Source organism: Vagococcus sp. CY52-2 (genome assembly GCF_022655055.1).
Taxonomy (GTDB): Bacteria; Bacillota; Bacilli; order Lactobacillales; family Vagococcaceae; genus Vagococcus.
The window spans coordinates 909114-935736 of the sequence record NZ_CP093384.1 but is presented as its reverse complement, the minus strand read 5'-3'; the positions used below and the strand labels follow the sequence as shown (position 1 = coordinate 935736).

Sequence of the window (26623 nt, the reverse complement as noted above, 5' to 3'; positions counted from 1 at the left end):
AGCAACCTATAAATGGAAAGGGCGCTTTACACAAGGAGGAGCGATAAAAAACAATTTAGCTAACATTAAAAAAAGAAAAAACGACTCAACAAGACTTAGCCAGTGTGTTAAATATTTCTAGACAAACCATCATTTCACTTGAAAAAGGAACATATCATCCTTCTATTATCTTAGCACTAAAGATTGGGTACTTATCGGTTTATTAATTCAATCAAATTTATCCTCTATCTCAATTGGCCTTGGCTCAGGATTTATTGGAGGAGCGATTGCAAACTAACTGAAATACAAAAAATTTGTTACCAACCCCCAATATGCCAAACAATATCAAATAGAAGAAAATGACCCTCGTAACATTGAAATACGCACGATTGCACCAGCAAAATCTAGCTCTATTTTATCTATCTTAGTAGTTATTTTATCTCTGATCACATCCGCCACACAGCAAGCTCTTTGGATTACAGCAACACTCGTTGGTTTATTTATGATTCACACAGCATTAACATTTTATTTTATCACCAAACTAAATAAAACTATGTAAAAAACAGATAGGTTAGTCGTTATAACTAACCTATCTGCTTTTTATTTAATCTATATCTGTTTCAATAATTTCTCCAGTTTGGGCATTAATCTTGTACTCAATTTCTTTTGTCAAACCAGTTTTAATTGAAATATCCCAATAAGTGACACCCATATCTTCTTTGATTTCCCAATCATCTATTTTGCCAGAACCAGCTTCTTTCAAAGCAATATCAAATATTTCATTCATGTCTATTAAATTCGTTAAGTCTAATTTATTTTCTTTGCGTTTTACGCCATCTTTCTCATCACGATCTAAATTTTCTTCGCGTTCTTTTTTTATTTCTTTTGTATCAGTGTTGATTTTTAATGAATATTCTTTATTATCATCTATCCCTTCAATATCATAAATGGTTTGCCCAAAACTAGTATCTAAACTAATGGATATGATATCAGTATTTGGATACGTTTCTTTATATGTTTCTATCGCGTCTGATAAACTCACCTTATAAACTGGTTCACTTACACTTGATTCACTCGTTGATGAACTAACTGCGATACTTGAAGCTGAAACTTGTGAGCTTGATGACTTAGTCGTCTTACCCGAATCTATGTTTTGGGATGAACACCCTGCAAACACTCCTAACGATAAAACCACACTACTTAATAAGATTATTTTTTTCATTGCTCATTCTCCCCTTTTGTTTTTCTTAATACAATTTTATCATAAAGTACGTTTTATGAAAATAAAAACCCACTTAAAAATGACTTTAACCTCGTTCTTTCCATACAAACTAAAAAACCTAGAAGATAGCACTTCTAGGTCATTCATTATTTCACTGCACGTTTTTCTTTGTACTTATTATAGTCTGCCGTATGAAGTAATTCTTGGGCATTTTTTACTCGCTCTTGAGTTGGTGGATCAATGCCTTTTAATGGGTAATCAATCCCTAAGTCTTGCCATTTGAAAAGACCCATTGTGTGATATGGCAACACTTCAACTTTGTCGACATTTTTTAATTCTTTTATGAAATCGTCTAGACGAATCAAAAATTCATCATAATCTGTTCTTTGCGGTACTAAAACGTGTCGAATCCATACAGGTTGACCAATATCAGATAAATACTTCGCCATTTCAAGAATATTATCATTAGTATGCATCGTTAGTTCTTTGTGACCTTGTGGATCGATATGTTTGATATCAAATAAAAACAGATCAGTGTATTTCAACATTTCATTGAATTTACTAAAAAAGGGTTCGTCAAACGTAAATGGTTTACCACAAGTATCTACCGTTGTATGAATTCCATGTTTTTTCGCTTTTTTAAATAAATCAATGATGAAGTCAAGTTGAAGTAATGGCTCACCACCACTAATTGTAATGCCTCCATCTTCGCCCCAGTAAGATTTATAACGCAATGCTTCTTCTAATATTTCATCAGTTGTTACTTCGCGCCCTCCACCAATTTTCCAAGTATCAGGATTATGACAAAACTGGCAACGCATTTTACACCCTTGCATAAAGACTATAAAACGTACACCCGGACCGTCAACTGTCCCTAAATTTTCTGTTGAGTGAATTCTTCCTGTTACTGATTCTGTCATTATCGTCACTTCCTAACTTTGCTTTTAAAAAAGGATGACCGCTAAAACAGCCATCCTCTTATTTTACGAATTGTTTAATTACATTCTATCATGAGCAGTACGAGAAATAACGTCTGCTTGTTGTTCTGGAGTTAAATCACGGAATTTAACTGCGTATCCAGATACACGGATAGTTAAGTTTGGATATTTTTCTGGATGAGCTTGAGCGTCTAATAATAAGTCAGTTGTAAAGACGTTTACGTTCAAGTGGTATCCACCTCTATCGAAGTAGCCATCCATTACGTTACGTAAGTTGTTAATACGAGTATCATCATCTTTACCTAAACCATTAGGGTTAATCGTTTGTGTATTTGAGATACCATCTAAAGCTGATGTATAAGCAAGTCTTGCAGTTGAGTTTAATGATGCTAAAAGACCATTTTTCTCACCTAAGAATTTACCATCTTGGTAACTTGGGTTAGCACCTGGTGCTAATGGTTTACCTGCACGACGTCCGTCTGGTGTGTTACCAGTTGCTTTACCATAAACAACATTAGAAGTAATCGTTAATAATGATGTTGTAGGTGTTGAGTTTCTATAAGTATGTTGACGTTTAATTTGAGTCATGAAGTAATCTAAGATCCAGTTTGCCATTGCATCTGCTTCTTCATTGTCATTTCCGTAAGTTGGGAACTCATTTTGTGGTACATAGTCAACTGCTAATCCATCTTCGTCACGGATAACTTGTACGTTACCATGTTTGATAGCCATGATACTATCAGCCGCATGAGAGATACCAGCGATACCTGTTGCGAATGTACGTTTTAAGTCAGTATCCATGAATGCTAATTGTGGTGCTTCATAAGCATATTTATCATGCATGTAATGGATAACGTTTAATGTGTTTACATATAATTCTGCTAACCAATCTAATATATCTTTGTAACGAGTGATGAAGTCATCATAGTTTAATGTATCACCAGTCATTGGACGGAAACGAGGTGCAACTTGTGCTTTCGTCACTTCGTCAACCCCACCGTTAATTGCATATAACACAGCTTTAGCTAAGTTAGCACGAGCTCCGAAGAATTGCATGTCTTTACCCATAACAGTGGCAGACACACAACAAGCAATCGCACAGTCATCTGATCCCCAGTTAGCACGTAATAAATCGTCATTTTCAAATTGGATTGAAGAACTTTCTTTTGCAATTTTAGCTGCGTAAGTTCTGAATCCTTCTGGTAAATGAGAAGAATACAATACTGTTAAGTTTGGTTCTGGAGATGGTCCCATGTTTGTTAAGGTATGTAAGATACGGAAATCATTTTTAGTTACTAATGAACGTCCGTCAATTCCCATACCAGCAATTGATAAGGTTGCCCAAATTGGGTATCCAGAGAATAATTGGTTGTATTCAGGCGTACGAGCGAATTTAACCATACGTAATTTCATAATTAAGTGGTCAATTAATTCTTGTGCTTCCGCTTCGTTGATTACGCCATTTTCTAAGTCACGTTGGATATAGATATCTAAGAATGCAGAGATACGTCCAATTGACATAGCCGCACCATTTTGAGATTTAATGGCTGCTAAGTAACCGAAGTACACCCATTGGATCGCTTCTTGAGCATTTTTAGCAGGTTTAGAAATATCAAATCCGTAGTAAGTCGCCATTTCTTTAATGGCAACTAATGCTTTGATTTGATCAGACACTTCTTCACGTAAACGAATCACATCATCTGTCATCACTTTGTTCCCTACGTTAGATAAGTCTTTTTTCTTTTCAGCGATTAAGAAGTCAATTCCGTATAATGCTAAACGACGGTAGTCACCGATAATACGTCCACGGCCATAAGCATCTGGAAGACCTGTAATAATTTTATTTTTACGAGCGGCTCTCATTTCTGGAGTGTAAGCATCAAATACACCTTGGTTATGTGTTTTTCTCCAGTCAGTGAAGATTTTAGTCATTTCGTCGTCAATTTCGTATCCATTTGATACTAAAGCATTGTTTGCCATGTTAATACCACCAAATGGCATGAATGCTTGTTTTAATGGAACATCAGTTTGTAATCCAACGATTTTTTCTTCTTCTTTAATTAAGTAACCAGGTTCATGTGATGTTACTGTAGCAGGGATGTTGTTATCCATGTCATAAACACCATTTTGTTCGTGTTGTACTTCAAATAATTCTTGTAATTTTGTCCATAATTTTTCTGTGCTGTCAGCAGCTGGCTCTAAGAAACTGTCGTCACCTTTGTATTCTGTGTAGTTTGCTTGAATAAAATCTCTAACATCCACAGTTGTGCGCCATTTACTACCTTTAAATCCATCCCAGTATCCCATAATATGAGAACCTCCTTAAGTTAGTTGTTTCAAAGTTTTATATTTCATTTATTTACATGTTCAGTATAACACAAAAACAGATTCACGCAAGTGTTATAGTGAAAAAAAATACTAATTTTGTTAAAAAAAACACAATTTCCGTTTAACCCCTAGCTTTAGTGACTTTCTTAAAATTTTATTAAGGAAGTTTTTCCACTTATCTGTTTTATTTCCTGTACCCATCTGTATTACAACAGCGGTTACATTTTAAATCGTGTCGTATAACAGAAAAAAAGAAGAAACCTTTTAAAGATTTCTTCTTTTTATTAATCTTCTTTTTCTTTTTGTGAAACAGTTAATTTAATCACTTCTCCATCTACTTTTTCATTCGAAATAAATGAGCCATTAGACGTTCTATCGTTTATAGGGATGTCCTTTGTATCAACTGTATAGCTTGAACCGTTTTTGGTTTCTATTATAATTAATTCATTATCACCATTAGTTGATATCGCTAAAAAGACGCGGTGTGGATTATTTTTCAATTCTCTTAAAACCATCAAACCACGTTTTGCTCGCCCTAATTTACTAATCTCTAATACATCCATTTTCTTGACTGATCCACGTTGTGTCACGACTGTCACCAAATGTTCTGCCGTACTAATTGGGAAAATATGACTGGAAACCAAATAATCTCCTTCCTTTAAGTTCATGGCTTTAACGCCAGATGCTTTTGCTCCAACTGTTGGCACTTCACTTAAATCATAACGTAGTCCAAATCCTAAGTGGCTTATTAATGTGACTTCGTACTCTATTTGAGCTGATACCAAATTTGCACTAATCAATTCGTCTGTGTCTGTTTTAAGTTTCATACACATCAACGGTCTACTCCTATAGGTTCGCCAACTAGAAAATTCGCTCATTGGTGTTCGTTTAATCATGCCTTCCTTTGTGACAAAGACAAATTCTTTCGTCTCATCAAGTGTTTCATAAGGAAAGACTTTTAATATTTGCTCATTTGGAAGAAGGGTACTTAGCGTTTGTGAAAAATGTTCACCAACATCTTTCCATTTTTTATCTGTTAATTCATGCACAGGTCGATAAATGATATTTCCTTTAGTTGTCACAAATAATACATGATGATGAGTATTTAATTGTCCAGCATAAATCAGTTGATCAGATTCTTTCATATCAATCGCATCATCTTTGGATGCTCCATATGATCTTAAACTACTTCGTTTAACATACCCTTCACGCGTCACACTCACCATGACGTCTTCTTGTGGCACAATAACTGCTGTTTCAATATTAATTTCTTCTATCTTATCTTCTAACACCGTTCTTCTGTCAGTGTCATAATTTTTCTTCACTTCACGTAATTCTTTTTTCATGACTTTTAACAACTCATTTGGGTTATGAATGATTAACTCAAGTGATTTAATCAATTGTTCTAACTCAGCTGCTTCTTGCTCAAGAGCTGTAATATCCGTATTAGTCAAGCGATATAATTGCAATGATACAATCGCTTCTGCTTGTTCTTCACTAAAGTTATGTGCTGAAATCAAATTATCTTTGGCATTCTTTTTGTCTTTACTTTGACGAATAATGCGAATCACATCATCCAAGATGGATAAAGCTTTCATCAAGCCTAGTACAATATGTTCACGCTTCTTCGCTTTAGTTAAATCAAACTGACTACGGTCAATGATGACTTGTTTACGGTGAGTAATATAGCCTTCTAAGATATCTTTCAAACCAACTTGTTGTGGACGAAGTTTGTTGATAGCTACCATATTAAAATTATAATTGACTTGCAGTTCCGTATTTTTAAGTAAATAGTTTAAAATACCTGTAGCATCGACTTCTTTACGGAGCTCAACTACAATACGTAAACCCGTTCTATCTGTTTCATCTCTAACTTCAGATATTCCTTCCACACGTTTTGTTAAACGCAATTCATCCATTTTTTTCACTAAGTTAGCTTTATTCACTTCATAAGGAATTTCTGTAATCACAATTTGTTCACGTCCACCTTTAAGCGGTTCGATTTCTGTTTTAGAACGAATAATCACGCGACCTTTGCCTGTTTCGTAGGCTTTTTTCAATTCTTTTTTCCCTTGAAGAATCGCACCTGTCGGAAAATCTGGTCCAGGAATAAATTCCATTAATTTTTCCACACTAGCATTTGGATGATCGATTAAATAAATCGTGCCATCAATGACTTCACCTAAATTGTGTGTTGGAATTTCGGTTGCATACCCAGCTGAAATCCCTGTTGATCCATTAACTAGTAGGTTAGGAAATCCTGCGGGTAACACAGTTGGTTCTTTTTCAGTATCATCAAAGTTCCAAACAAAATCCACGGTTTCTTTTTCAATATCTTTTAATAATTCACCACTAAGTTTTGATAAGCGTGCTTCAGTATAACGCATCGCAGCAGGAGGATCGCCATCCATACTCCCGTTATTTCCATGCATTTCGATTAATGGCTCGCGTAACTTCCAATCTTGACTCATACGAACCATTGCTTCGTAAATACTACTATCACCATGAGGATGGTAATTCCCCATGATGTTTCCGACCGATTTAGCTGATTTTCTAAAACTTTTTTCATAAGTATTGCCATCTTTATTCATTGAAAATAAAATCCGACGTTGAACAGGTTTTAGTCCATCTCTTATATCGGGTAATGCTCTATCTTGAATAATGTATTTTGAATAACGTCCAAAACGATCTCCCATTACATCTTCAAGACTAAGATTTTGAATCCCATGCTCTTGATTCATTCTTGTTCTCTCCCTTTTGTTGGTACTCGCTAATCAAATAGATTGATTTCTTCAACTGTTTTATTATCAGATGTCACGTGTTCCTCTAAAATATCATGATTTTCTAAGATACTACCATCTTCTTCTAACGTAAATTGGACATGTTCTTCAATCCATTTACGGCGGGGCTCTACTTTATCGCCCATCAATGTTGTCACACGTCTTTCTGCTCTTGCTGAGTCATCAATCGTCACACGAATCAATGTTCTTGTGTCAGGATTCATCGTTGTTTCCCATAGTTGGTCAGCATTCATTTCACCAAGACCTTTGTAGCGTTGAATTAAATAGCCTTTCCCCATTTTTTTAGTAATATTATCCATTTCATCATCTGTCCATGCGTATTCAAGCTGTTCAGTCTTACCGCGGCCTTTACTCACACGATAAAGCGGTGGCAAAGCGATATAAACTTTTCCTGCTTCGACAAGAGGTTTCATGTAGCGATAGAAAAAGGTTAATAGAAGCACTTGAATATGTGCCCCATCCGTATCCGCATCAGTCATGATGATGATTTTATCATAATTGACATCATCTAGTTGAAAATCTGGTCCAACTCCAGCACCAATGGTATAAATCATGGTGTTGATTTCTTCATTTTTTAATATGTCTTGTAGTTTGGCTTTTTCCGTATTAATGACTTTTCCTCGAAGTGGTAAAATCGCTTGGAATTTTCTGTCGCGACCTTGTTTAGCAGATCCCCCGGCAGAGTCCCCTTCGACTAAGTACAATTCGTTTTTCTTTGGGTTACGTGATTGTGCTGGAGTCAATTTACCAGATAGTAATGATTCCCCTTTACGACGTTTTTTGCCGTTACGGCTGTCTTCTCGTGCTTTACGTGCCGCTTCTCGTGCTTCTCGTGCTTTCAGCGCTTTTTTTACAAGCATTTGAGATAAATCATTGTTTTCTAATAAATAAAATCCTAATTGATCACTAATGACTGTATCAACAATCGTCCTAGCAGCTGGTGTCCCTAATTTCCCTTTCGTTTGCCCTTCAAATTGAAGTAAGTTTTCGGGAATACGCACACTAATAATGGCTGACAAACCTTCTCTAAAGTCGCTACCTTCAAGATTTTTATCTTTTTCTTTTAATAAACCAGTTTTTCTAGCATACTCATTAAATGATTTGGTTAACGCTGTCTTCATCCCAACTTCGTGTGTCCCACCATCTCTTGTTCGCACATTGTTTACAAAAGATAAAATATTTTCAGAATAGCCATCATTATATTGGAAGGCAAATTCGACTTCGATTTCTTCTTTTTCACCTGCAAAATAAACAATTGGTGACAACTCATCTTTGCTTTCATTTAAATAAGCAATAAATTCCTTGATTCCATCTTCATATAAAAAGACATCTTCTTTTTCTTGCCCTTCTCGTTCATCTGTTAACGTAATTTTAATGCCTTTCAAGAGAAAGGCAGTTTCTCTCAGACGTTCTGATAAGACATCATAAGAAAAAACCGTTGTTGAAAAAATGGACGCATCTGGCTTAAATGTAATCATTGAGCCATTTTGTTTAATCGAGGTTTTCACCTTTGTAAACTTTCCATCAGGATGACCACCATCTTTAAACGATAAGGTTGCCTTCTGACCATCTTTAACGGTTTCCACTGTTAACGTACTTGATAAGGCATTAACTACACTTGCCCCAACACCATGAAGCCCCCCTGAGGTTTTATAACCACCTTGGCCAAATTTTCCACCTGCATGCAGTATGGTAAAAATCACTTCAATCGTTGGCTTTCCAGAAGCATGCATTCCTGTTGGCATCCCTCTACCATAATCTCGTACACTAATACTATTGTCTTTATGTATTGTTACATCAATTTCTGTTCCATAACCAGATAACGCTTCGTCAACCGCATTATCAAAAATCTCAAAAACCAAATGATGCAATCCTTTAGAGTCTGTTGATCCAATATACATCCCTGGACGTTTTCTTACCGCCTCTAGACCTTCTAATACTTGAATGGATGAATCATCGTATTGTCTATTTATTTCTTTTGACATAGGTAAACTCCTTTTCTACCATCATTACGTAAACAAGTTAGTTGCTTGTTCTAATCAATAATAGGCTACTTTTACGCCGATGTAAAGAACAGGTATTCGCCCTATTCACGGCAACATCATTTATTCTATAATAAAATAATGTATCTTGCAAAGTTAGTTTTTTTCGAAAAAATAATGAAGCTTTTGATTTTTCAATTTACAACGTTTTTAAAAAACTGTATATTTATTAAATGATGATATTTTTTTAGAAAGGACACGTCTATGAACAATACAAAAAAACAAGTTAATTTATCTTTACTATTATCCACATTATTTCTAGGTTATGTGATTGTCTATATTGATAAATTATCTGTTGGGATTTCTATCATTTCCATTAGCAAGGATATTCCTATGACTGAAAGTCAAAAAGGACTCATTTTAAGTGCGTTCTTTATTGGTTACGCTATTATGCAGGTTCCTATGAGTTTTGCGATTAATCAATTTGGGGCAAAGAAAGTCCTTATTTGGTCTGTCTTTATGATTGGGGTGTTTGATTTTATCTTCAGTTTTGGAGAAACCGTGACAATGCTCTTAGCCATTAGATTATTAACAGGTATGCTGGCTCATTCTGGTTACCCTTCTGCTTCTAGTAAGGAAATCATTGATCATTTCCCTTTAGAACGCAGGACATTTGCTAAAGGGATTCTCATTTCTTCCTCAGGTATTGCTGGCATTGTGGGACCTATTCTACTATCACCAATTATCGAGCAATACAATTGGAAATTTGCTTACATGTTACTAACTATTCTGGCTATTTTAGCTTCTTTTATTATAGTAAGAATTATTCCTACACCGAATAAACAATCAAAAGAAGTCATTGAAGAAGCGTCTGAAAAAGTATCCTTACTGAATATTTGGAAAAACCGAAATATTTGGACACTATTTGCTGCCGCATTTTTTATCAATAGTTTACTTTACGGTATTAACAACTGGTTACCAAGCTTTTTAACAAGTCAACGTGGTATTACACTGACTCAATCTGGTATGGTCAGTTCATGCGTTGGGGTCTTTTCTCTCATTGGAGCCATTGGTGGAAGTTATGTTGTAAGCAAGTTTTTTTCTGAGAAGGATACACTGGTGATTATGATGATGGCAACGATCGGTTCATCATTAGTCTTTTTATCTTATTATCTCCATTCTCTTATCCCATTTATCCTCGTTTTAGGATTAGCAACATTGTCTATGACAGTTGCCTTTGTGACCCTTATGACAATCCCACTGAAAGTATTTACTGGTAAACACTTTGCACCAAGTTACTCTACTATTTCAACTGGTGGTATCCTAGGAGGCGCAACAGCACAAATCATTATTGGTTCATTAGTCGATGGTTCTGAATCCTATTTCTCTGCTTTTATTTATTTCTTTGCTTTAGGTATTTTAGCCACACTTTCTTTAGCCTTCCTTAAAAAAGGCGCTGAAAACTATTAAAAAAAAGCACGTCACCTTCATTAAAGGCGATGTGCTTTTTAATTTAATGTTGATAATTGTTTATTCATTGTCATCACACCAACAATCGCTAAGTGAAGAATTAAAAAAAGGACGACTATTTCTAATTTGACGAGTGACCAGTTAAGAAAAATGGTTTTAAACACATACCAAGGCCTAACAAAAATATCAATAGAATGAAACCTTGGTGGAAATCTACCAGCATAAATGCCTAGTGAAGATAACAAACACACAACAATTAATATCAAACTGACTTGAGTCATGTTTAGGGTATAACGATTTTTAATATAATTTAATAGTTTTAACAATTGACCAAACCCAATTAAAACAAAACTAAAAACCGCTAAAAACAATACCACAGTCAATGTCCAATCACCTAAATTTTTAATGCTATCTCCTGTAAAATAGTTATAAATATCTAAAATATCCATGTGAATCATATCTGTCACCAAATAAGGAATATTAGGAAAATATAACATAAACAAAGCTGCTAACCCTATTTTTAAACTATTTTTCTTGACACGAAAAAATTGAAATGACAGCTCTAAAGGGATGTAAGCTAATAAAATATTCAATGATAAAAACGAAAAACGTGTATTATACGCTCCAATGATAAATAATAGACTCATTAATCTAACCATATTTTTCATTTTTTCACCCCTTTTCTATCTTGATTATTAGCGTTCTATTAGATTCCTAAAATAAAGAAATTCTTCCATCAACTCTTTATTGATTCTTTCTCCCTTAAACATCGCGTTTTGTGCAGCTTGATATAATACATTAAATCGATTCATATCACCCTTTTTATCTAATATAAGGACCGCTTTTAAATGAGATAATTCTGTTATAAAATCTTCTGGATTCATTCTTTCTACCCCTTCATCTAATTTTTATCTATCGACATATTATAACATCTTTTTACCCATTTTTTGAAAAATTCATTAAATATTCAATTCTTTAAAACTCTTTTTTTCTTGAAATTTGTTATAATGAAAGAAATAAATAACAAAGAGGGGTTGGAATAAATGATTTATATTGACAAAGAAAAATTTGCTCAAGCTGTCTTGATGTCTGAAAAAAAAGAATTAACACTCGAACAAAAACTTGATTTGTATGTTAAAGCCATGGATTTAGCAGCTCAACATAACAAAGAAATTCCCAAACCAAAAATGAATATGTTTGGAACTAAAGCACCTTAAAAAGCTTTCCATTAATTGGAAGGCTTTTTAAGTGTCTTTAGATAGTCTTTTGTTTCTGGTGAGATTCTTAAACTCTCACGCGCCTTTTGAATCGTTTTTTGATGTGTCCAGTCATCTAATCTTCTCTCATTAATATAGGGAATCGTTACATCATACTGCTTAGCCAAACTGGTCGCAAAAAACCATGCTCGCATCATATTGACATAATAGGCCTCATTTTTCACCTCACACACACGCTCTAATATCGATTCATTGAAGTTGTCTTCTGTTAGATAAATATTCATCAGCTGCAATATAGCAAAACGGATGGTGTATTCCTCACTTGAAACCAGCCATTCGTCTATATATGGTAGTAATTTGTCTGGATTCTTTTTAAATACAGCAGGTGTTTGGCAATCTGTCACGGCCCAATTATCCACATAAGGCAAAAACGTTTGGTATGCTTTAATGGCTTCATCAAAGTCTTTTATACTTGAGATAATCAACATATGCAGGACATTTTCCTCGTGATAGGTATGAGGTAATTCTGATAAAAAATTGACTGTATCCTCATTTTTAATCATCTCTTTAGCTAGTTTTCTAAGTTGTGGCATCCTCACACCAATGACCTTATCAGGACTAATGGTCGGGATTAATCTCGCGTTAAAGGCTTTGTAAGTCGTATCTTGCATTGAAAAAAGGGTTGTTTGTGTTGGTGTCATACGTTTCCTCCATTAAAAAAGCACCCGACAAATGTGTCGAGCGCTCATCAATTGTCTTATTTAAGACGTTCGTTTAATTCTTTTGCTAACTCTTCAAAACCTGGTTTTCCAAGTAAAGCAAACATGTTTTTCTTATATGCTTCAACACCTGGTTGATCAAATGGGTTGACACCATTTAAGTAACCTGAAATACCAACTGCGATTTCAAAGAAGTACATTAAGTAACCTAATGTGTAAGCATCTGTTTCAGGAATATTTACCACAAAGTTTGGCACATCACCATCTGTATGCGCTAAAAGTGTTCCTTCAAAGGCTTTTGTATTAACAAAGTCAATTTCTTTTCCTTGAATGTAACCTAAACCATCTAAGTCTTGATCAAGTACTGGAATCTCCACGCTTTTACGAGGTTTTTCGACTTTAATGACGGTTTCAAAAATGTTACGGCGCCCTTCTTGAATGTATTGACCTAATGAATGTAAGTCAGTTGAGAAGTTCGCACTTGATGGGTAGATACCTTTTTGATCTTTCCCTTCAGACTCACCGAATAATTGTTTCCACCATTCAGAGAAATATTGTAAGTTTGGTTCGTAATTGATTAATAACTCTGTTACTTTTCCTTTACGGTATAAAATGTTACGTAATGCAGCATATTGATACGCTTCATTTTTTGTTAAATCATCAGAGCTGTATGCAACGCGTGCGTCAGCAGCACCTTTCATTAACTCATCAATGTTGGCACCTGTTACAGCGATTGGAAGTAATCCAACTGGAGTTAATACAGTAAAACGTCCCCCAACATCATCAGGAATAACAAATGTTTCCCAACCTTCAACGTCAGCTTCTGTTTTAACAGCGCCGCGTGCTTTATCAGTTGTTGCGTAGATACGTTTGTTTGCTTCTTCTTTACCGTATTTTTTCTCTAATAAATCTTTAAAGACTCTAAATGCAATTGCTGGTTCAGTTGTTGTACCAGATTTAGAAATAACATTCACTGAGAAATCTTTGTCCCCAATAATTTGGATTAAATCAGCTAAATAAGTTGAGCTAATAGAATTTCCAGCAAAGAATACTTGTGGTGTTTTTCTTTCTTCATTGTCTAAAAGGTTATAGAATGAGTGGTTTAAAAAGTCGATAGCAGCTTTAGCTCCTAAGTATGACCCACCAATTCCAATGACGATTAAAATATCTGAATCTGATTGAATTTTTTCTGCTGCTTTTTTAACGCGAGCAAATTCTTCTTTATCATAGTTTTCTGGTAAATCAATCCAACCACGGAAATCATTTCCTGGTCCAGTCCCTTCACGCAATGCATTGTGTGCTGCTGTTACTTCTGCTTGCATGTAACCTAATTCATGGTCACCGATAAATGTACCGACATTTGAATAATCAAAACGAATATGTGACATAATCATCCTCCTAGTAATATGTGATTCTTAGTACAAGAATACATCCCTATTCTACCACTTTTTTGAATGTTTCACATCTTTTTCAGATAGTTTATAACAAAACGTGGAAAATTTTTATTACACAAGTCCTTGAGCAAGCATTGCTTTAGCAACTCGTTCAAATCCAGCGATATTTGCACCAGTTAGTAAATCGTCTTCTTTCGCGTATTCTTTTGCTGTTGTCGCACATGTTTCATAGATATTTTTCATAATGCTATCAAGTTCTGAGTCGACTTGTTCAAAACTCCAAGGTAAACGTTGAGCATTTTGAGCCATTTCTAACGCTGATACAGCCACTCCACCAGCATTGGCTGCTTTACCTGGACAATAGATAACACCAGAATTCGTTAATTTGTGTAGAGCTTCAAGTTTAGTTGGCATGTTTGCCCCTTCAGCTAAGACTTTTATCCCGTTTTTGATTAGAATAGCTGCTTCATCTAATCCAATTTCATTTTGAGTGGCACATGGTAAAGCGACTTCATAGGCAATATTTTCTGTCCAAATTGACGCATTTTCAACGTACTTAGCATTTGGTTTTGCTGCAGCATAGTCACTTAAACGACCACGTTTCACTTCTTTGATTTCTTTAACTAACTCACAGTCTACACCATCTTCATCGATGATATAACCAGAAGAATCAGAACAGCCAAGAACTGTTGCGCCTAATTCTTGTGCTTTTTCAATCGCATAAATGGCCACGTTACCACTACCTGAAACCATCACACGTTTGCCTTTTAGTGAGTCACCTTTGTCTTGTAACAAATACTTAACAAAATACACTAAACCATAACCTGTTGCTTCTGTACGAGCTAAACTTCCCCAGAAAGCTAATGGTTTACCAGTTAAAACACCTGCTTGATAACCATTTAGACGTTTGTATTCTCCGTATAAATACCCAATTTCACGGCCTCCAACACCCATATCACCAGCTGGCACATCCATACTTGGGCCAATATGTTTTTGTAATTCTTGCATAAAACTTTGACAAAAACGCATGATTTCACCATCAGATTTACCTTTAGGATCAAAATCACTTCCACCTTTACCTCCTCCAATAGGTAAAGAGGTTAAACTGTTTTTAAAAATTTGTTCAAACGCTAAGAATTTCATAATACTTTGATTCACTGACGGGTGGAAACGTAACCCACCTTTGTAAGGTCCTAACGCTGAGTTGTATTGAACACGGTAACCAGTATTCACCATCCACTCACCTGAATCTGACATCCAAGGAACGCGAAACTCAATTAAACGCTCAGGTATAATCAACTGACCTAAGATATTTTTCTCACAGTATACGGGATTTTTTTCTAAAAATGGTGTGACTGTGGTTAAAAATTCTTCCACTGCTTGAATATACTCTGATTGGTAACCATATTTTTCTTTCACTTCATCCAACATTTTTGTTACATAATCTTGTGGTGACATATTGTATCATTCCCTTCTTAAACTTAATTAGTATTATATAATATTTAAATAAATAAAAAAAATCTTTTCTCATCAAATTTTAAAAAAAGTATGCTAAACTATCATTTAATAATGAAAGGAGTGGCAATAGATGAATATAGATGTCATTGTCATTGGTGGGGGAACAAGCGGTATGATGGCTGCCGTTTCCGCGGCTGAAAAAGGCGCACGCGTCATGATTATTGATAAAAACAAAATGCTTGGAAAAAAATTACGTCTAACTGGTGGAGGTCGATGTAACGTCACCAATAATAGACCGTCAGAAGACATTATTTCTTTTATCCCAGGAAACGGGAAATTTTTGTATAGTACCTTCTCTCAATTTAATAACTATGACATTATGGAATTTTTTGAAAGCCATGGTGTGCATTTAAAAGAAGAAGATCATGGTAGAATGTTTCCTGTTGAAAACACCTCTAAAGCAATCGTTAACGGTTTATTTGATCGCTTAAATGCCTTAAACGTTGAATTAAAAATGAACACAACTGTTAAAAAATTATTAGTAACTGATGGCAATATCACTGGCGTAATGACTGATACAAAAGAAGAAATTCACGCTCCTTGTGTGGTTTTAGCCACTGGTGGGAAGACTTATCAATATACTGGGTCCACTGGAGATGGGTACACATTAGCAAAAAAAGTGGGGCACACCATTACCAAACTATTTCCAACCGAATCTCCCCTTTTATCTGAAGAGTCTTTTATTAAAAGTCGTGATCTTCAAGGGTTATCGTTACGAGATATTGGGTTATCCGTGATTGATGAAAAAGGGAAAGTGGTTGTCACTCATGAAATGGATGCGTTGTTCACTCATTCTGGCATCTCTGGTCCTGCAGCCCTTCGTTGTAGTATGTTTGTCAATCAACTCCTTGAAAAAGGACAAAAACATGTCACGATGTCTCTTGATTTGTTTCCATTAAAATCTGAACAAGATATCAAACAGCAAATGGTGTCTATCCAAAAAGAAGATGGCAATAAATCCATAAAAAATGCGTTAAAGTCATTGATGCAAGAACGTTATCTAGAGTTTTTACTTACTCGCAGCGAGATTGACACGCAGACACCTTTCAAACAGGTGACTGAAAAAGAAATTGATGTTCTCGTCGGTGAAATCAAACACCTTACGTTTACAGTTAATAAAACTTATCCACTTGATAAATCGTTTGTCACAGGTGGTGGGATTAGTCTAAAAGAAGTGAACCCAAAAACGATGGAAAGTAAATGTGTAAACGGGCTATTTTTCTGTGGTGAGTTACTGGATATCAATGGATATACTGGTGGTTTTAACATTACTGCAGCGTTTTGTACTGGTCATGTTGCCGGAGAACACGCGGCAGAAATTGCCAGCTATTTTAACTATTAGAAGAAGAAAACTGACCTTAACTTTTAGGGATAAGGCCAGTCTCTTTTTTTATTTTCATGACATAAACACCATAGAACAACGCCACTATACCTGAAAATACCGCACTATATTTTATCAAAAAAGGCGGATCATAATAAATAGATAGCTCGTGAACTCCCTTAGGCAATTGAAATGATAAGGTTCTCTCAGATGAGAGGGTGGTTTTGATGCGTTTTTCATCCTCCTCCACTACTAATCCACTATAGCCAATAATGGGTGTGTCAACAGTATTAGTCTGCTCATTCAGTGTCACCTTTATAATCGCTGCATTTTTTTCAAACTGGTAAGGCATTGGGACATCTTCTTGGTTCACTTGCCCAATCTTATCTTTAATGCGTTTAGTTTGTTCGTCAGTCAATCCCGCTGGAAAATAGTCTCTATTAACAGATTTAATATACCGTTTGGTCGCTACAATATCTTGTTTATCATACATTAATTTATTTAACGACCGACGAATCATTAAAGCATTAACACTAAGAGTGGAGATAATCACCATAGCAACACTTAACCAAATTGTGACTCGTTTTAATGAAACGGTAGCAAAACGGCTAAAATAATCAGCCAAAATCGCTGCTCCTAAAAAACTACCAAATACGGATAAAAAGGGCATTAAACGGAAAGGAAACTGGATAATCGCTAATGGTGTATGTTGCAATACACGCCACGGAAATACTGATGTCATCATGAAAGTTATGACTAATGATAACCACAAACATAGCCTTAATAATTTATCTTTACGGACAATCGATTCTTTTTTCCAAATAACGTGATATATCCCTAACATAAGTGAGCATAGCAAAATAATTCCGATACTTATATAACTTAAATAATTAATGCTAGATGACACGATCATCACACCAATATTGGTCGCTTCACTCGCCAAATCATGAACCCGTACAGAACGAATATGTAAAGTTAACATTTGATATAAAATAGGAACAAGAGCGCCAGCAGAAATAATCATCGTCATAATAGCACTAAATACTAATTGTTTGAATACTTTCATCGTAATCATCTTTTTAATAAAACCTACCACAAATAACCCAGTCAATACAACAACCACTAACATCAATGACAAAACATGTGAATACGCTGTAAGTGACAATCCAACAATCAGCCAATATTTTTTTGTTCCACCATCTTTTAAGATACTATAAAAGCCAGCAAATATTAGAGGGTACATCGTCAATACAAAAAATTCACCCAAATCAAATCGTTGATAAAAACAAATCAGTCGATAATGGGAAAAGACATAAAAAAATGAAAAAACAAACGGTAAAAACTGCTTAGCACGTATGTTTACTTCTGGTAGCGCAATGGAGCTAATATAGTTAGCACATTGGTAGGCAATATAAAACGTCAATAAATTCATCAAAAATAGATATCCATAGACACCAAAAATCACTGATTGAAAAATCAAAGATAATAACGCAATTGGTAAAACTGTCGTAAGCGTAGGGTAAAACATATTGACTCCATAAAAAATATCACGCTCACCAAATCTTGCGACTGATTGAATCTGCCCTGTGTCTTTTAATTGATCCATAACGCCAAAAATTCGCGCAAAATGAAAAGGATAGTCATCCCCACGAATAAGTGCCACATGCCAATTCGATAAATCCACTGCTGGCAACATATAAAATAATGATAATCCTATCCAAGAAAATAGAATAAAAAAATGATTTTTTTTCATTTGTCTTCCTTCTTTTAATTAATCTAATAATAAACAACACAATCATCTATAAATCAGCATATTTCGTGTATTAACCTGTTACAAACATGACTATTTTACCAAATAATCGTTCAATTTACTAATAAGAGTTAAACGTCATACTCTATCATCATTCTTAATAAAAAAACGATTCTAAGCCTAACCTAGAATCGTTTCATCTTCTGTTAAATCAGCATACTTTCCATGTGTCACATTTAATAAATCTTCAGGCGAGACACTCATTTGTAGTCCTCGACGACCTGCAGAAACGTGTATAGTATCAAAAATTTCAGCTTCTTTGGCATAATAAGTTGGAAATAATTTTTTCATTCCAACAGGAGAACAGCCTCCATGGATATAGCCTGTTAATCCTTCTAACTCTTTCATTGGTAGCATCTCTATTTTTTTATTACCACTAACTTTAGCCAATTTTTTTAAATCTAACGTTTTATTTCCAGGTATAACTGCCACAATGGGTCCCGTCTTATTTCCCACAGTCACAAGCGTTTTAAAGACTTGATTTTCATCAATCCCTAACGCATTGGCGGTTTCAAGTGCCGCTGCGTGTTTATCGCTGTATTCATACTCTCTGGTATCAAATGTTATTTTCTTTTGTTCCAACAACCTAACAGCATTTGTTTTAGCCTTCTTTTTAGACATTTCTATCGACTCCCTCTTTTATACCCAATAAGATTCATTCCTTCTCTTAAGATTGGTATTGGAAGCTGACCTGGTGCTGAAAGATATTTTCCATTTGACGCATAAGTTAAACTAGACCCAAATAATTCACCTGTCATACGAGATAATTGGCCTAACTCACCCATACTAATCATAACAAAAGGAATCTCCGAATGTTCGGTTTGGATTTTATTTGATACTTCCAACACATTTAACATATCTTGTAAATCCGTTGGCATAACAGCCAGCTTACAAATATCCCCACCTAATTGATACATGTCTTTAATTAACTCATACATATTATGCACGTCAGGTGTAAAATGATTATTATGTTTGGATAGTAATACTTTAACATTTTTTTCCTTAGCATGAACCATGATATCACTAGGTTTTTCTAACATCATTTCAAATTCTAAATCAACCATATCTATTAAACCAGTATCCATCATCATACGATTGAGTTCAACATATTCATCTAACTCAATATGTTGTCCACCACCTTCTTGCAATGTTCTGTAAGTAAAGATAAGTGGCTTATCATCAATGGCATAACGCACAAAGTAGGCCGCTTTTTTCATAAATCTTGCATCGTGAACATACATAAAATAATCTGCACGCCACTCGATGACGTCACAATCTAATTTACTTAATCGTATAGCTTCCGAAAACAGTTCTTCAAAATTTTTCGCTATAAGAGGCACACATATTTTTGGTTTTCCTTTTCCTAATTCAAGGTTACGTACTTTTAACTCTGACATCAAACCCCACCTATCATTTCATAATCACATTTATTTCACTCGGTAAAATAATACTTTCAAATAATTTCCTTCATTAAACTCTTTTGCTACTCGGAAATCTTCTGGTAATTGATATAATTCTAAAAACGTAAACGCACGACCAGTTTCTTTTATTCCTAGCTCGACCATTTTCCTAAACTTATCCAACGAGACATTTGCCGCATTTGTTGAAGCAACCAGTAACCCATCTTTATTTAATAATGCTACTGCTTCAGTCGTTAATTGCTGATAATCTTTGGCGACAGAAAAAACTTTCTTTTTATTTCTTGCAAAACTCGGTGGGTCCATTACCACAATATCACAAGTGACTTGTTTTTTAAAAGCATATTTAAAATAATCAAAAACGTCCATTACTATTATAGACTGATTATCGGTACTAAGCCCATTCACAGCAAACTGTTCTTGGGTTTTTTGTCGACTTCTTTTTGCTAAATCAACGCTTATTGTTGACACAGCACCTCCCATTGCACTTGCAATAGAAAAAGCTCCAGTGTAACTGAATGTATTTAATACTGTTTTTCCAATGGCATAACTATCTGTCAAACGACCTCTAACTTGACGTTGATCCAAAAAGATTCCCGTCATTAAACCTTCATTTAAATAAGTCGCATAAGTGATATTATTTTCTTTGATTAAAAGTGGCTCAGGTGCTTGTTTACCGCTTAAAAATGCTGACTCAGGTACTTCTTTTGTATTAAAGCGAATTTTTTCATATATACCTTGATACTTAATATTAGAAGACATTAAGGCTTCTAGTATCTCTTTTTTTAATTGGTAGATGGTGTCATTATACCAAGAAACAACTAAAAAACCAGCATACCAATCAATCGTTACACCACCTAATCCATCTCCTTCACCATTAAACAAACGAAATGCCGTCGTCGCCTCATCTGCAAAAAATGTTGAACGGTAGTCTTTTGCTTCGTTAAATAGATGGACTAAAAAAGATTTATTTATTGGTTGGTTTTCAGAAAAGCTAACTATCCAACCTGATCCTTTATGTTGTTTCCCTAAATAGCCATATCCTAAAAATTCATCTTTTTCAGAATAAAAACTAACCCATTTTTTACACTCGTCTTGAGCATTTACCATATCTTCAGCTTTAATTAATGGATAGTGGCCTTTATATTTTTGACTTTTCTTTTGTCTTATTTGTACTTTCTTCATGCAGTCAATCCCTTTAATTTCTATTCATTTATTGTATGATACTACTATATCAGTTTTTACGTCTTTTTTCTCCCTTTTTAAAGATGTTAGTTCTATATTTTTTTTTAAGAAACATGACCATAATTGACAGACATGTAAGGAATATGTAAAATGTAACATGGAATATTCAGCTTGGTAGTCTAGTGACACTAAGTTGTTAAGAAAGGATGTTTATTTTGAAACATAAATATAATAAAAACTGGCTCAACACCAGGATGGGGTTTTTCTCATTAATGGTTGTGTTATTCTGGTTAAAAAACCTACTAGCTTATACAGTTGACTTTAATTTAGGAATTGAAAGTTTTTTCCAATACGTTATCTTATTTATTAGTCCTGTGGCAACAACAGTCTTTTTATTCTCTGCTGCACTCTATATAAAAAGTCCGAAAAAAGCCTACATTACGTTACTGATTATCTCATCATTAACCACCTTGTTACTTTTTTCTAACGTCATTTATTACCGAGAATTTACAGATTTTATTACCGTTAACACCATGCTTGGTGCCGGTAAAGTAGCTTCTGGTCTTGGTGAAAGTGCTCTTCGTATGTTTAGACCATATGATTTATTATATTGGATTGATATTATTGTTGTGATTGTCTTACTTGCAACAAAAAAAATCAAAATTGATGAAAGACCAATTGCTATTCGCTCAGCATTTGCTGTAACAAGTTTTTCTATCCTTCTATTTTCTGCTAACTTAACTTTAGCGGAAACAGATCGACCTGAATTATTAAAACGTACTTTCTCAAGAGATCATATCGTGAAATATTTAGGGATGAACGTCTTTACTGTTTATGATGGCGTACAGACGTATAACGCGACACAACGACGTGCTCAAGCGAGTCAAAATGATTTAGTTGATGTTCAAAAATATGTGAAAACACATTATGCTAAACCAAATGATGACATGTTTGGAATTGCCAAAGGGCGTAATGTCATTTATGTCCATTTAGAAAGTTTCCAACAATTTTTAATTGATTACAAATTAAAAGATGAAAATGGTGTTGAACACGAAGTTACCCCCTTCTTAAATAGTTTATTCCATTCAAATGAAACATTTAGTTTTGATAATGCCTTCCATCAAGTGGGATCAGGTAAAACAAGTGATGCTGAAACCTTGTTAGAAAATTCATTCTTTGGTTTAAGCCAAGGCCCTTTATTTACTCAATTGGGGGATAAAAACACATTCCAATCCGCACCTAATATTTTAGGTCAAACACAAGGTTATACAAGCGTAGCATTCCATGGTAATAGTGGCTCATTCTGGAATCGTAATGAAACATACAAACATTTAGGTTATAACTATTTCTTCGATGGTAGTTACTATGATGTGAATGAGAACAATTCATTCCAATATGGATTACATGATAAGCCATTCTTAGCACAATCTATTCAATACTTAGAGCATGTGCAACAGCCGTTTTATTCTAAATTTATTTTAGTATCAAACCATTATCCATATGCGAAATTTAAAGACGATAATGCTGGTTTCCCAATGGCTAATACATCAGATGCGACAATTAATGGATACTTTGCAACAGCAAACTACTTAGATACAGCGGTTAAAGAGTTCTTCGATTACTTAAAAGCATCTGGACTGTATGATAATTCAGTCATTGTGTTATATGGAGACCACTATGGTATTTCAAATTCTCGTAACAAATCTTTAGCTGAATTACTTGGTAAATCAAAAGAAGAATGGAACGACTTTGATGATACAGCCGTTCAGCGTGTTCCCGTAATGTTCCATATTCCTGGTCAAACTAAAGGTGGGATTGATCATACATTTGGGGGACAAGTTGACATCTTACCTACACTGCTACATTTATTAGGTGTTGATACTCAACCATATATTCAATTAGGACAAGATTTCTTCTCTAAAGATAAAGACCAAATTGTCGCCTTTAGAAATGGAACCATCGTCACACCAAAATACACGATCTTAAGTGAAGCCACCTATGATACAAAAACGGGTGAATTAATTGATTCGCCAACAGAAGAACAACTGACTGAAATAGCGGATATTAAAGAAAAAGGAACCACACAACTTAATATGTCTGATGCTATTACAAACGGTGATTTATTACGATTTAACACAAACAGTGGATTAAAACCACTTGATCCGGCTAAGTTTGATTATAAAAATGGGTTAGATAAACTCCTTCAAGTTGAACAACAAAAAGGAGATAAATCAACCAGTGTTTACTCACTACACAATAACCAATCAACTGTTGGTTTATTTAAAACACAGACTTATAAAGAAATTCAAGAAGAAAAAGGGGGGACCACTCAAAGTAGTGGAACCACTGAAACTTCTTCTACAACCGCAAAATAAACGAAAAACACACAAGATATCAACTCTTGTGTGTTTTTTTGTATACTTGTTTTTGTTTTAATAATAACTGAAATTCTTGCTCTAATTCTTCACTTGGTTCAAGACTCAACTTACCTAATACTTCACTAATTTTTGTTTCAATCACTAATAAACTATCCTGCTGTTTTGAATTCTTTTTAATGATTGGGGTGATTTTATAATCTGACAAAGGTCCTTCAAATACGTTTATCTTTTTGTTTTCAATAATTAATAATTTTGTTGCCACTGAATTAATAAACTCTCTATCATGAGACACAAAAATAACTGTCCCTTCAAACGCTTGTAATAATGCTTCTAATGCTCGTATTGCTTCAATGTCTAAATAATTTGTCGGCTCATCTAGGACTAACGTGTTAATATCACTTAATAATAGTTTTGCTAAAGTCACTTTGACACGCTCTCCTCCACTTAATACACTGACGGTCTTTTCAATATCGCGGTCAAAAAAATGCATTCGTGCTAATACCGTTCTTGCTAATGTCTGATTATAATCACGCATACTTGATAAAACATTTTCTAGGACTGTTTCCTTATCGTCTAGTAAATCAACTTCTTGTGAGAAATAACCAAACTCAATTGATGGTGACACTTTAATAGAACTTTCTTTATCTAACATCATTTTTAGTAACGTCGTTTTGCCTACGCCATTGTCCCCAACTATTGCGACCTTTTCTCTATTTTTAATATAAAAATCGCTCTGAGAAAAAAGGACTTGATGATTTATTTCAGCTGATACATCCATCCCTCTTATCATAATATGCTCACCTGACATATGAGAAAGAGAAGTTTCCATAGTGAGTGATGTTTCTTTTTTCGGTGCTTCCACTCGTTCTAATTGTGATAATCTTGTTTCCAGGGCTTTGGCTGATTTATCTAGTTTTTTCTGTTTTTTTGCATAATATGGTTTGCTACTACCAACTTTTTCTCCAGCTTGCTTTTTATTTTTCGGCACAGCCATGGCCCCATTTGCTTGTTGCTTTTTGGCTCGAATCGCTTGTTCCAATCCTTTCTTTTCACGTTGATAAATGTCATAGTTTTCTTTGTATCGTTTTTCTTGTTCCTCATATTGGGTTAAAAATGATTGGTAGTTTCCTTTATAAACTGTTATTTTTCCATCTTTTAAAAGCCAAATTTTATTACACACTTGATTGAAAAAATGACGATCGTGTGATACAACCACTATACCTTCGTGATGATTCAATACTTGTTTTTCAACCCAATCAACATGACGATTGTCTAAATGGGTCGTTGGTTCATCAAGTAACCACACGCTATCTTGTTTAAATGCTTCTTGCAAATAGCGTTGCGTTTTTTCTCCTCCACTTTTATCATCAAATCCTTCTTTAAACTGTTTGACGAGTGTGACAGATAGATAATGCTGAACACTTGGTGTCTCTAACGAAATGTCTTGCGCTAAAAGGTGTAGTAACGTCGTTTTCCCGCTACCATTATTTCCAATTAGCCCAATTTTATCTCCCCTGTTCACACTTAGGTTGTCTATCGTTAATTCTAAATTTGGGTTTATTTGATAATTAAATGTTAGTATATCAATTTGTTTCATCTTACCATCTCCTTAATTTTAGGAGAAAAAAATCCCTCCTATTGTTTGAAATAGGAGGGATTAAACGTGTTTAGGGCATACTCAAAAAAACATCAACCCACACTCATACAACCACACCTATTCCACAAATAAAGACAAACGCATAACAAAAAAGCTTGTTCGATCGTTTTCTTCATTTTGCTTATAAATAGGATTTAGTTGTACATGTATTTGGGTCACCCTTTCTTAAATTGTTAAGACAACTATAACACGACGTGGCTTATTTTGACTACTCACTTTAATTGACTGACTTGAATGAAAAGAAAAGCGTTCGAAACAGCTCTGCCCTACACACTGCCAATTTGTGTTGGGTTTTTGTTTTTAGGAATGTCTTATGGTTTTTTGATGCGTAGTATGGGGTTTAGTGTGTGGTATCCAATGCTCATGAGTTTTTTTATCTATGCTGGTTCAATGGAATTTGTCACAGCTAATTTACTCATGTCAGCTTACAACCCACTTTATGCCTTTGTTTTGACGCTTTTAGTCAATGTTAGACACATATTTTACGGTATTTCTATGTTGGATAAATATAAAAATACCGGTTGGAAAAAGTTCTATCTTATTTATGGTATGTGTGATGAATCATTCACGATAAATTGTACCGTCACACCACCAAAAGATGTCGATAAAGGATGGTTTATGTTTTTTGTGACATTACTAAATCAGATTTATTGGGTAGGCGGCGCAACACTTGGTGCATTACTTGGTTCAGTTATCACATTTGATACAACTGGCATTGAATTTGTGATGACTGCTTTATTTGTTGTCATGTTTATCAATCAATGGGAAGAATCCTCCGATCATAGACCAGCTCTCATTGGATTGATTAGTTCATTTATTTGTTTAATTTTATTAGGAGCTGACCATTTTATGTTGCCGGCAATGGCTTTAATTATTTTAATTTTTACTTTAGATAGAAAAAATCTTGATAAACAGGAGGTGACGACATGATGACAACCATGTCTTTTCCACACCAACTCATTACGATTGGCGTTGTAGTGATTGGTACCATGCTTACCAGGTTTTTACCATTTATATTATTTCCAGAAAATAAAACACCTCCTGTTTATATTACATATCTAGGAAACGTTTTACCTTATGCCACGATGGGTTTGTTAGTTGTATTTTGTCTAAAAGATGCCGTCACAAGAGTCTTTGCGTTTCCTGAATTACTCGCAATTTTACTGATTGTCATCATCCATAAGTGGAAACACAGCACCTTTTTAAGTATAGGATTAGGAACCATTTTTTATATGGTACTAGTACAAACTATTTCATTTTAAGAAACTTGCATGAATAAAGAAAAA

22 protein-coding genes are annotated in these 26623 nt (G+C 34.7%); 7 read left to right on the top strand and 15 right to left on the bottom strand.

Going from position 1 to position 26623, the window contains the following annotated elements; all coding sequences use genetic code 11:
* The first annotated feature begins 104 nt into the window (after positions 1-104).
* Positions 105-206 (top strand): hypothetical protein, encoded by a 102-nt coding sequence (locus tag MN187_RS10630; RefSeq protein WP_371821046.1) that lies wholly within the window; start codon positions 105-107, stop codon positions 204-206.
* A gap of 377 nt (positions 207-583) precedes the next feature.
* Here the strand turns inward: MN187_RS10630 and MN187_RS04700 are convergent, their stop codons facing one another.
* From MN187_RS04700 to parE, 5 genes are all read right to left on the bottom strand, one after another.
* On the bottom strand, positions 584-1201 hold the full coding sequence (locus tag MN187_RS04700) for a PepSY domain-containing protein (RefSeq protein WP_242094510.1): 618 nt from the start codon (positions 1199-1201) through the stop codon (positions 584-586).
* A gap of 146 nt (positions 1202-1347) precedes the next feature.
* Positions 1348-2121, bottom strand: a complete 774-nt coding sequence (gene pflA / locus MN187_RS04695) for a pyruvate formate-lyase-activating protein (protein WP_118249671.1) — start codon at positions 2119-2121, stop codon at positions 1348-1350.
* A 78-nt stretch (positions 2122-2199) separates the two neighbouring features.
* Positions 2200-4446 (bottom strand): formate C-acetyltransferase, encoded by a 2247-nt coding sequence (pflB, locus tag MN187_RS04690; RefSeq protein WP_117972269.1) that lies wholly within the window; start codon positions 4444-4446, stop codon positions 2200-2202.
* 305 nt (positions 4447-4751) lie between these two features.
* Entirely contained in the window at positions 4752-7208 is a 2457-nt protein-coding gene (gene parC / locus MN187_RS04685; RefSeq protein WP_241698977.1) for a DNA topoisomerase IV subunit A, read from the bottom strand.
* 29 nt (positions 7209-7237) lie between these two features.
* The gene (parE, locus tag MN187_RS04680) at positions 7238-9253 is read right to left on the bottom strand and encodes a DNA topoisomerase IV subunit B (RefSeq protein WP_117972267.1); all 2016 of its coding nucleotides are present in this window, start codon (positions 9251-9253) and stop codon (positions 7238-7240) included.
* 261 nt (positions 9254-9514) lie between these two features.
* On the opposite strand from parE, the gene MN187_RS04675 reads away from it, so the two are divergent.
* A complete protein-coding gene (locus tag MN187_RS04675; RefSeq protein ID WP_242094508.1) occupies positions 9515-10720 on the top strand; it encodes an MFS transporter in 1206 nt (401 codons plus the stop codon).
* A 38-nt stretch (positions 10721-10758) separates the two neighbouring features.
* Here MN187_RS04675 and MN187_RS04670 read toward each other — a convergent pair whose 3' ends face one another.
* Positions 10759-11388: a DUF1361 domain-containing protein gene (locus MN187_RS04670; protein WP_233519151.1), complete on the bottom strand. Its 630-nt coding sequence runs from the start codon at positions 11386-11388 to the stop codon at positions 10759-10761.
* A gap of 27 nt (positions 11389-11415) precedes the next feature.
* Positions 11416-11604 carry a hypothetical protein gene (locus MN187_RS04665; RefSeq protein ID WP_117972265.1) on the bottom strand — a complete coding sequence of 63 codons (189 nt, stop codon included), beginning with the start codon at positions 11602-11604 and terminating at the stop codon, positions 11416-11418.
* 159 nt (positions 11605-11763) lie between these two features.
* Here MN187_RS04665 and MN187_RS04660 point away from each other — a divergent pair, with 159 nt between their 5' ends.
* Positions 11764-11937, top strand: coding sequence for a hypothetical protein (locus MN187_RS04660; protein WP_158559346.1), 174 nt, complete (start codon positions 11764-11766; stop codon positions 11935-11937).
* Between the two features lie 11 nt (positions 11938-11948).
* On the opposite strand, the gene MN187_RS04655 is transcribed toward MN187_RS04660, so the two are convergent.
* The 3 genes from MN187_RS04655 to gdhA form a co-directional block, all read right to left on the bottom strand.
* Positions 11949-12638, bottom strand: coding sequence for a DNA alkylation repair protein (locus MN187_RS04655; RefSeq protein WP_241698975.1), 690 nt, complete (start codon positions 12636-12638; stop codon positions 11949-11951).
* Between the two features lie 56 nt (positions 12639-12694).
* Entirely contained in the window at positions 12695-14044 is a 1350-nt protein-coding gene (locus MN187_RS04650; RefSeq protein ID WP_117972263.1) for a glucose-6-phosphate isomerase, read from the bottom strand.
* Between the two features lie 117 nt (positions 14045-14161).
* The gene (gdhA, locus tag MN187_RS04645; protein WP_242094506.1) at positions 14162-15508 is read right to left on the bottom strand and encodes an NADP-specific glutamate dehydrogenase; all 1347 of its coding nucleotides are present in this window, start codon (positions 15506-15508) and stop codon (positions 14162-14164) included.
* Positions 15509-15638: 130 nt separating this feature from the next.
* Here gdhA and MN187_RS04640 point away from each other — a divergent pair, with 130 nt between their 5' ends.
* The gene (locus tag MN187_RS04640) at positions 15639-16910 is read left to right on the top strand and encodes a BaiN/RdsA family NAD(P)/FAD-dependent oxidoreductase (RefSeq protein ID WP_242094504.1); all 1272 of its coding nucleotides are present in this window, start codon (positions 15639-15641) and stop codon (positions 16908-16910) included.
* Positions 16911-16926: 16 nt separating this feature from the next.
* On the opposite strand, the gene MN187_RS04635 is transcribed toward MN187_RS04640, so the two are convergent.
* The 4 genes from MN187_RS04635 to MN187_RS04620 all read right to left on the bottom strand — a co-directional run bounded on the left by MN187_RS04635 (position 16927) and on the right by MN187_RS04620 (position 21302).
* Complete coding sequence (locus MN187_RS04635; RefSeq protein ID WP_241698972.1) at positions 16927-18642, bottom strand: putative glycosyltransferase family protein; 1716 nt, start codon at positions 18640-18642, stop codon at positions 16927-16929.
* Positions 18643-18819: 177 nt separating this feature from the next.
* The gene (ybaK, locus tag MN187_RS04630; RefSeq protein ID WP_242094502.1) at positions 18820-19320 is read right to left on the bottom strand and encodes a Cys-tRNA(Pro) deacylase; all 501 of its coding nucleotides are present in this window, start codon (positions 19318-19320) and stop codon (positions 18820-18822) included.
* Positions 19321-19322: 2 nt separating this feature from the next.
* Positions 19323-20096 (bottom strand): type I 3-dehydroquinate dehydratase, encoded by a 774-nt coding sequence (aroD, locus tag MN187_RS04625; RefSeq protein ID WP_242094500.1) that lies wholly within the window; start codon positions 20094-20096, stop codon positions 19323-19325.
* Positions 20097-20126: 30 nt separating this feature from the next.
* On the bottom strand, positions 20127-21302 hold the full coding sequence (locus MN187_RS04620) for a class I SAM-dependent rRNA methyltransferase (RefSeq protein ID WP_241698970.1): 1176 nt from the start codon (positions 21300-21302) through the stop codon (positions 20127-20129).
* Positions 21303-21508: 206 nt separating this feature from the next.
* Here MN187_RS04620 and MN187_RS04615 point away from each other — a divergent pair, with 206 nt between their 5' ends.
* The gene (locus MN187_RS04615; protein ID WP_305853361.1) at positions 21509-23677 is read left to right on the top strand and encodes an LTA synthase family protein; all 2169 of its coding nucleotides are present in this window, start codon (positions 21509-21511) and stop codon (positions 23675-23677) included.
* 19 nt (positions 23678-23696) lie between these two features.
* Here MN187_RS04615 and abc-f read toward each other — a convergent pair whose 3' ends face one another.
* The gene (abc-f, locus tag MN187_RS04610; RefSeq protein WP_242094498.1) at positions 23697-25277 is read right to left on the bottom strand and encodes a ribosomal protection-like ABC-F family protein; all 1581 of its coding nucleotides are present in this window, start codon (positions 25275-25277) and stop codon (positions 23697-23699) included.
* A 294-nt stretch (positions 25278-25571) separates the two neighbouring features.
* Between abc-f and MN187_RS04605 the strand changes: the two genes are divergently transcribed.
* Both MN187_RS04605 and MN187_RS04600 read left to right on the top strand, forming a co-directional pair.
* Positions 25572-26267, top strand: a complete 696-nt coding sequence (locus MN187_RS04605) for an AzlC family ABC transporter permease (protein ID WP_242094496.1) — start codon at positions 25572-25574, stop codon at positions 26265-26267.
* The gene (locus MN187_RS04600) at positions 26264-26599 is read left to right on the top strand and encodes a branched-chain amino acid transporter permease (RefSeq protein WP_242094495.1); all 336 of its coding nucleotides are present in this window, start codon (positions 26264-26266) and stop codon (positions 26597-26599) included. The genes MN187_RS04605 and MN187_RS04600 overlap by 4 nt, the downstream gene beginning before the upstream one ends.
* The last annotated feature ends 24 nt before the right edge of the window (positions 26600-26623 follow it).

Excerpts from the sequence above, each read along its gene's own strand:
- MN187_RS04700 (WP_242094510.1), bottom strand. The coding sequence starts at position 1,201 with ATGAAAAAAATAATCTTATTAAGTAGTGTGGTTTTATCGTTAGGAGTG.
- pflA (WP_118249671.1), bottom strand. The coding sequence starts at position 2,121 with ATGACAGAATCAGTAACAGGAAGAATTCACTCAACAGAAAATTTAGGG.
- pflB (WP_117972269.1), bottom strand. The coding sequence starts at position 4,446 with ATGGGATACTGGGATGGATTTAAAGGTAGTAAATGGCGCACAACTGTG.
- parC (WP_241698977.1), bottom strand. The coding sequence starts at position 7,208 with ATGAATCAAGAGCATGGGATTCAAAATCTTAGTCTTGAAGATGTAATG.
- parE (WP_117972267.1), bottom strand. The coding sequence starts at position 9,253 with ATGTCAAAAGAAATAAATAGACAATACGATGATTCATCCATTCAAGTA.
- MN187_RS04675 (WP_242094508.1), top strand. The coding sequence starts at position 9,515 with ATGAACAATACAAAAAAACAAGTTAATTTATCTTTACTATTATCCACA.
- MN187_RS04670 (WP_233519151.1), bottom strand. The coding sequence starts at position 11,388 with ATGAAAAATATGGTTAGATTAATGAGTCTATTATTTATCATTGGAGCG.
- MN187_RS04665 (WP_117972265.1), bottom strand. The coding sequence starts at position 11,604 with ATGAATCCAGAAGATTTTATAACAGAATTATCTCATTTAAAAGCGGTC.
- MN187_RS04660 (WP_158559346.1), top strand. The coding sequence starts at position 11,764 with ATGATTTATATTGACAAAGAAAAATTTGCTCAAGCTGTCTTGATGTCT.
- MN187_RS04655 (WP_241698975.1), bottom strand. The coding sequence starts at position 12,638 with ATGACACCAACACAAACAACCCTTTTTTCAATGCAAGATACGACTTAC.
- MN187_RS04650 (WP_117972263.1), bottom strand. The coding sequence starts at position 14,044 with ATGTCACATATTCGTTTTGATTATTCAAATGTCGGTACATTTATCGGT.
- gdhA (WP_242094506.1), bottom strand. The coding sequence starts at position 15,508 with ATGTCACCACAAGATTATGTAACAAAAATGTTGGATGAAGTGAAAGAA.
- MN187_RS04640 (WP_242094504.1), top strand. The coding sequence starts at position 15,639 with ATGAATATAGATGTCATTGTCATTGGTGGGGGAACAAGCGGTATGATG.
- MN187_RS04635 (WP_241698972.1), bottom strand. The coding sequence starts at position 18,642 with ATGAAAAAAAATCATTTTTTTATTCTATTTTCTTGGATAGGATTATCA.
- ybaK (WP_242094502.1), bottom strand. The coding sequence starts at position 19,320 with ATGTCTAAAAAGAAGGCTAAAACAAATGCTGTTAGGTTGTTGGAACAA.
- aroD (WP_242094500.1), bottom strand. The coding sequence starts at position 20,096 with ATGTCAGAGTTAAAAGTACGTAACCTTGAATTAGGAAAAGGAAAACCA.
- MN187_RS04620 (WP_241698970.1), bottom strand. The coding sequence starts at position 21,302 with ATGAAGAAAGTACAAATAAGACAAAAGAAAAGTCAAAAATATAAAGGC.
- MN187_RS04615 (WP_305853361.1), top strand. The coding sequence starts at position 21,509 with ATGTTTATTTTGAAACATAAATATAATAAAAACTGGCTCAACACCAGG.
- abc-f (WP_242094498.1), bottom strand. The coding sequence starts at position 25,277 with ATGAAACAAATTGATATACTAACATTTAATTATCAAATAAACCCAAAT.
- MN187_RS04605 (WP_242094496.1), top strand. The coding sequence starts at position 25,572 with ATGAAAAGAAAAGCGTTCGAAACAGCTCTGCCCTACACACTGCCAATT.
- MN187_RS04600 (WP_242094495.1), top strand. The coding sequence starts at position 26,264 with ATGATGACAACCATGTCTTTTCCACACCAACTCATTACGATTGGCGTT.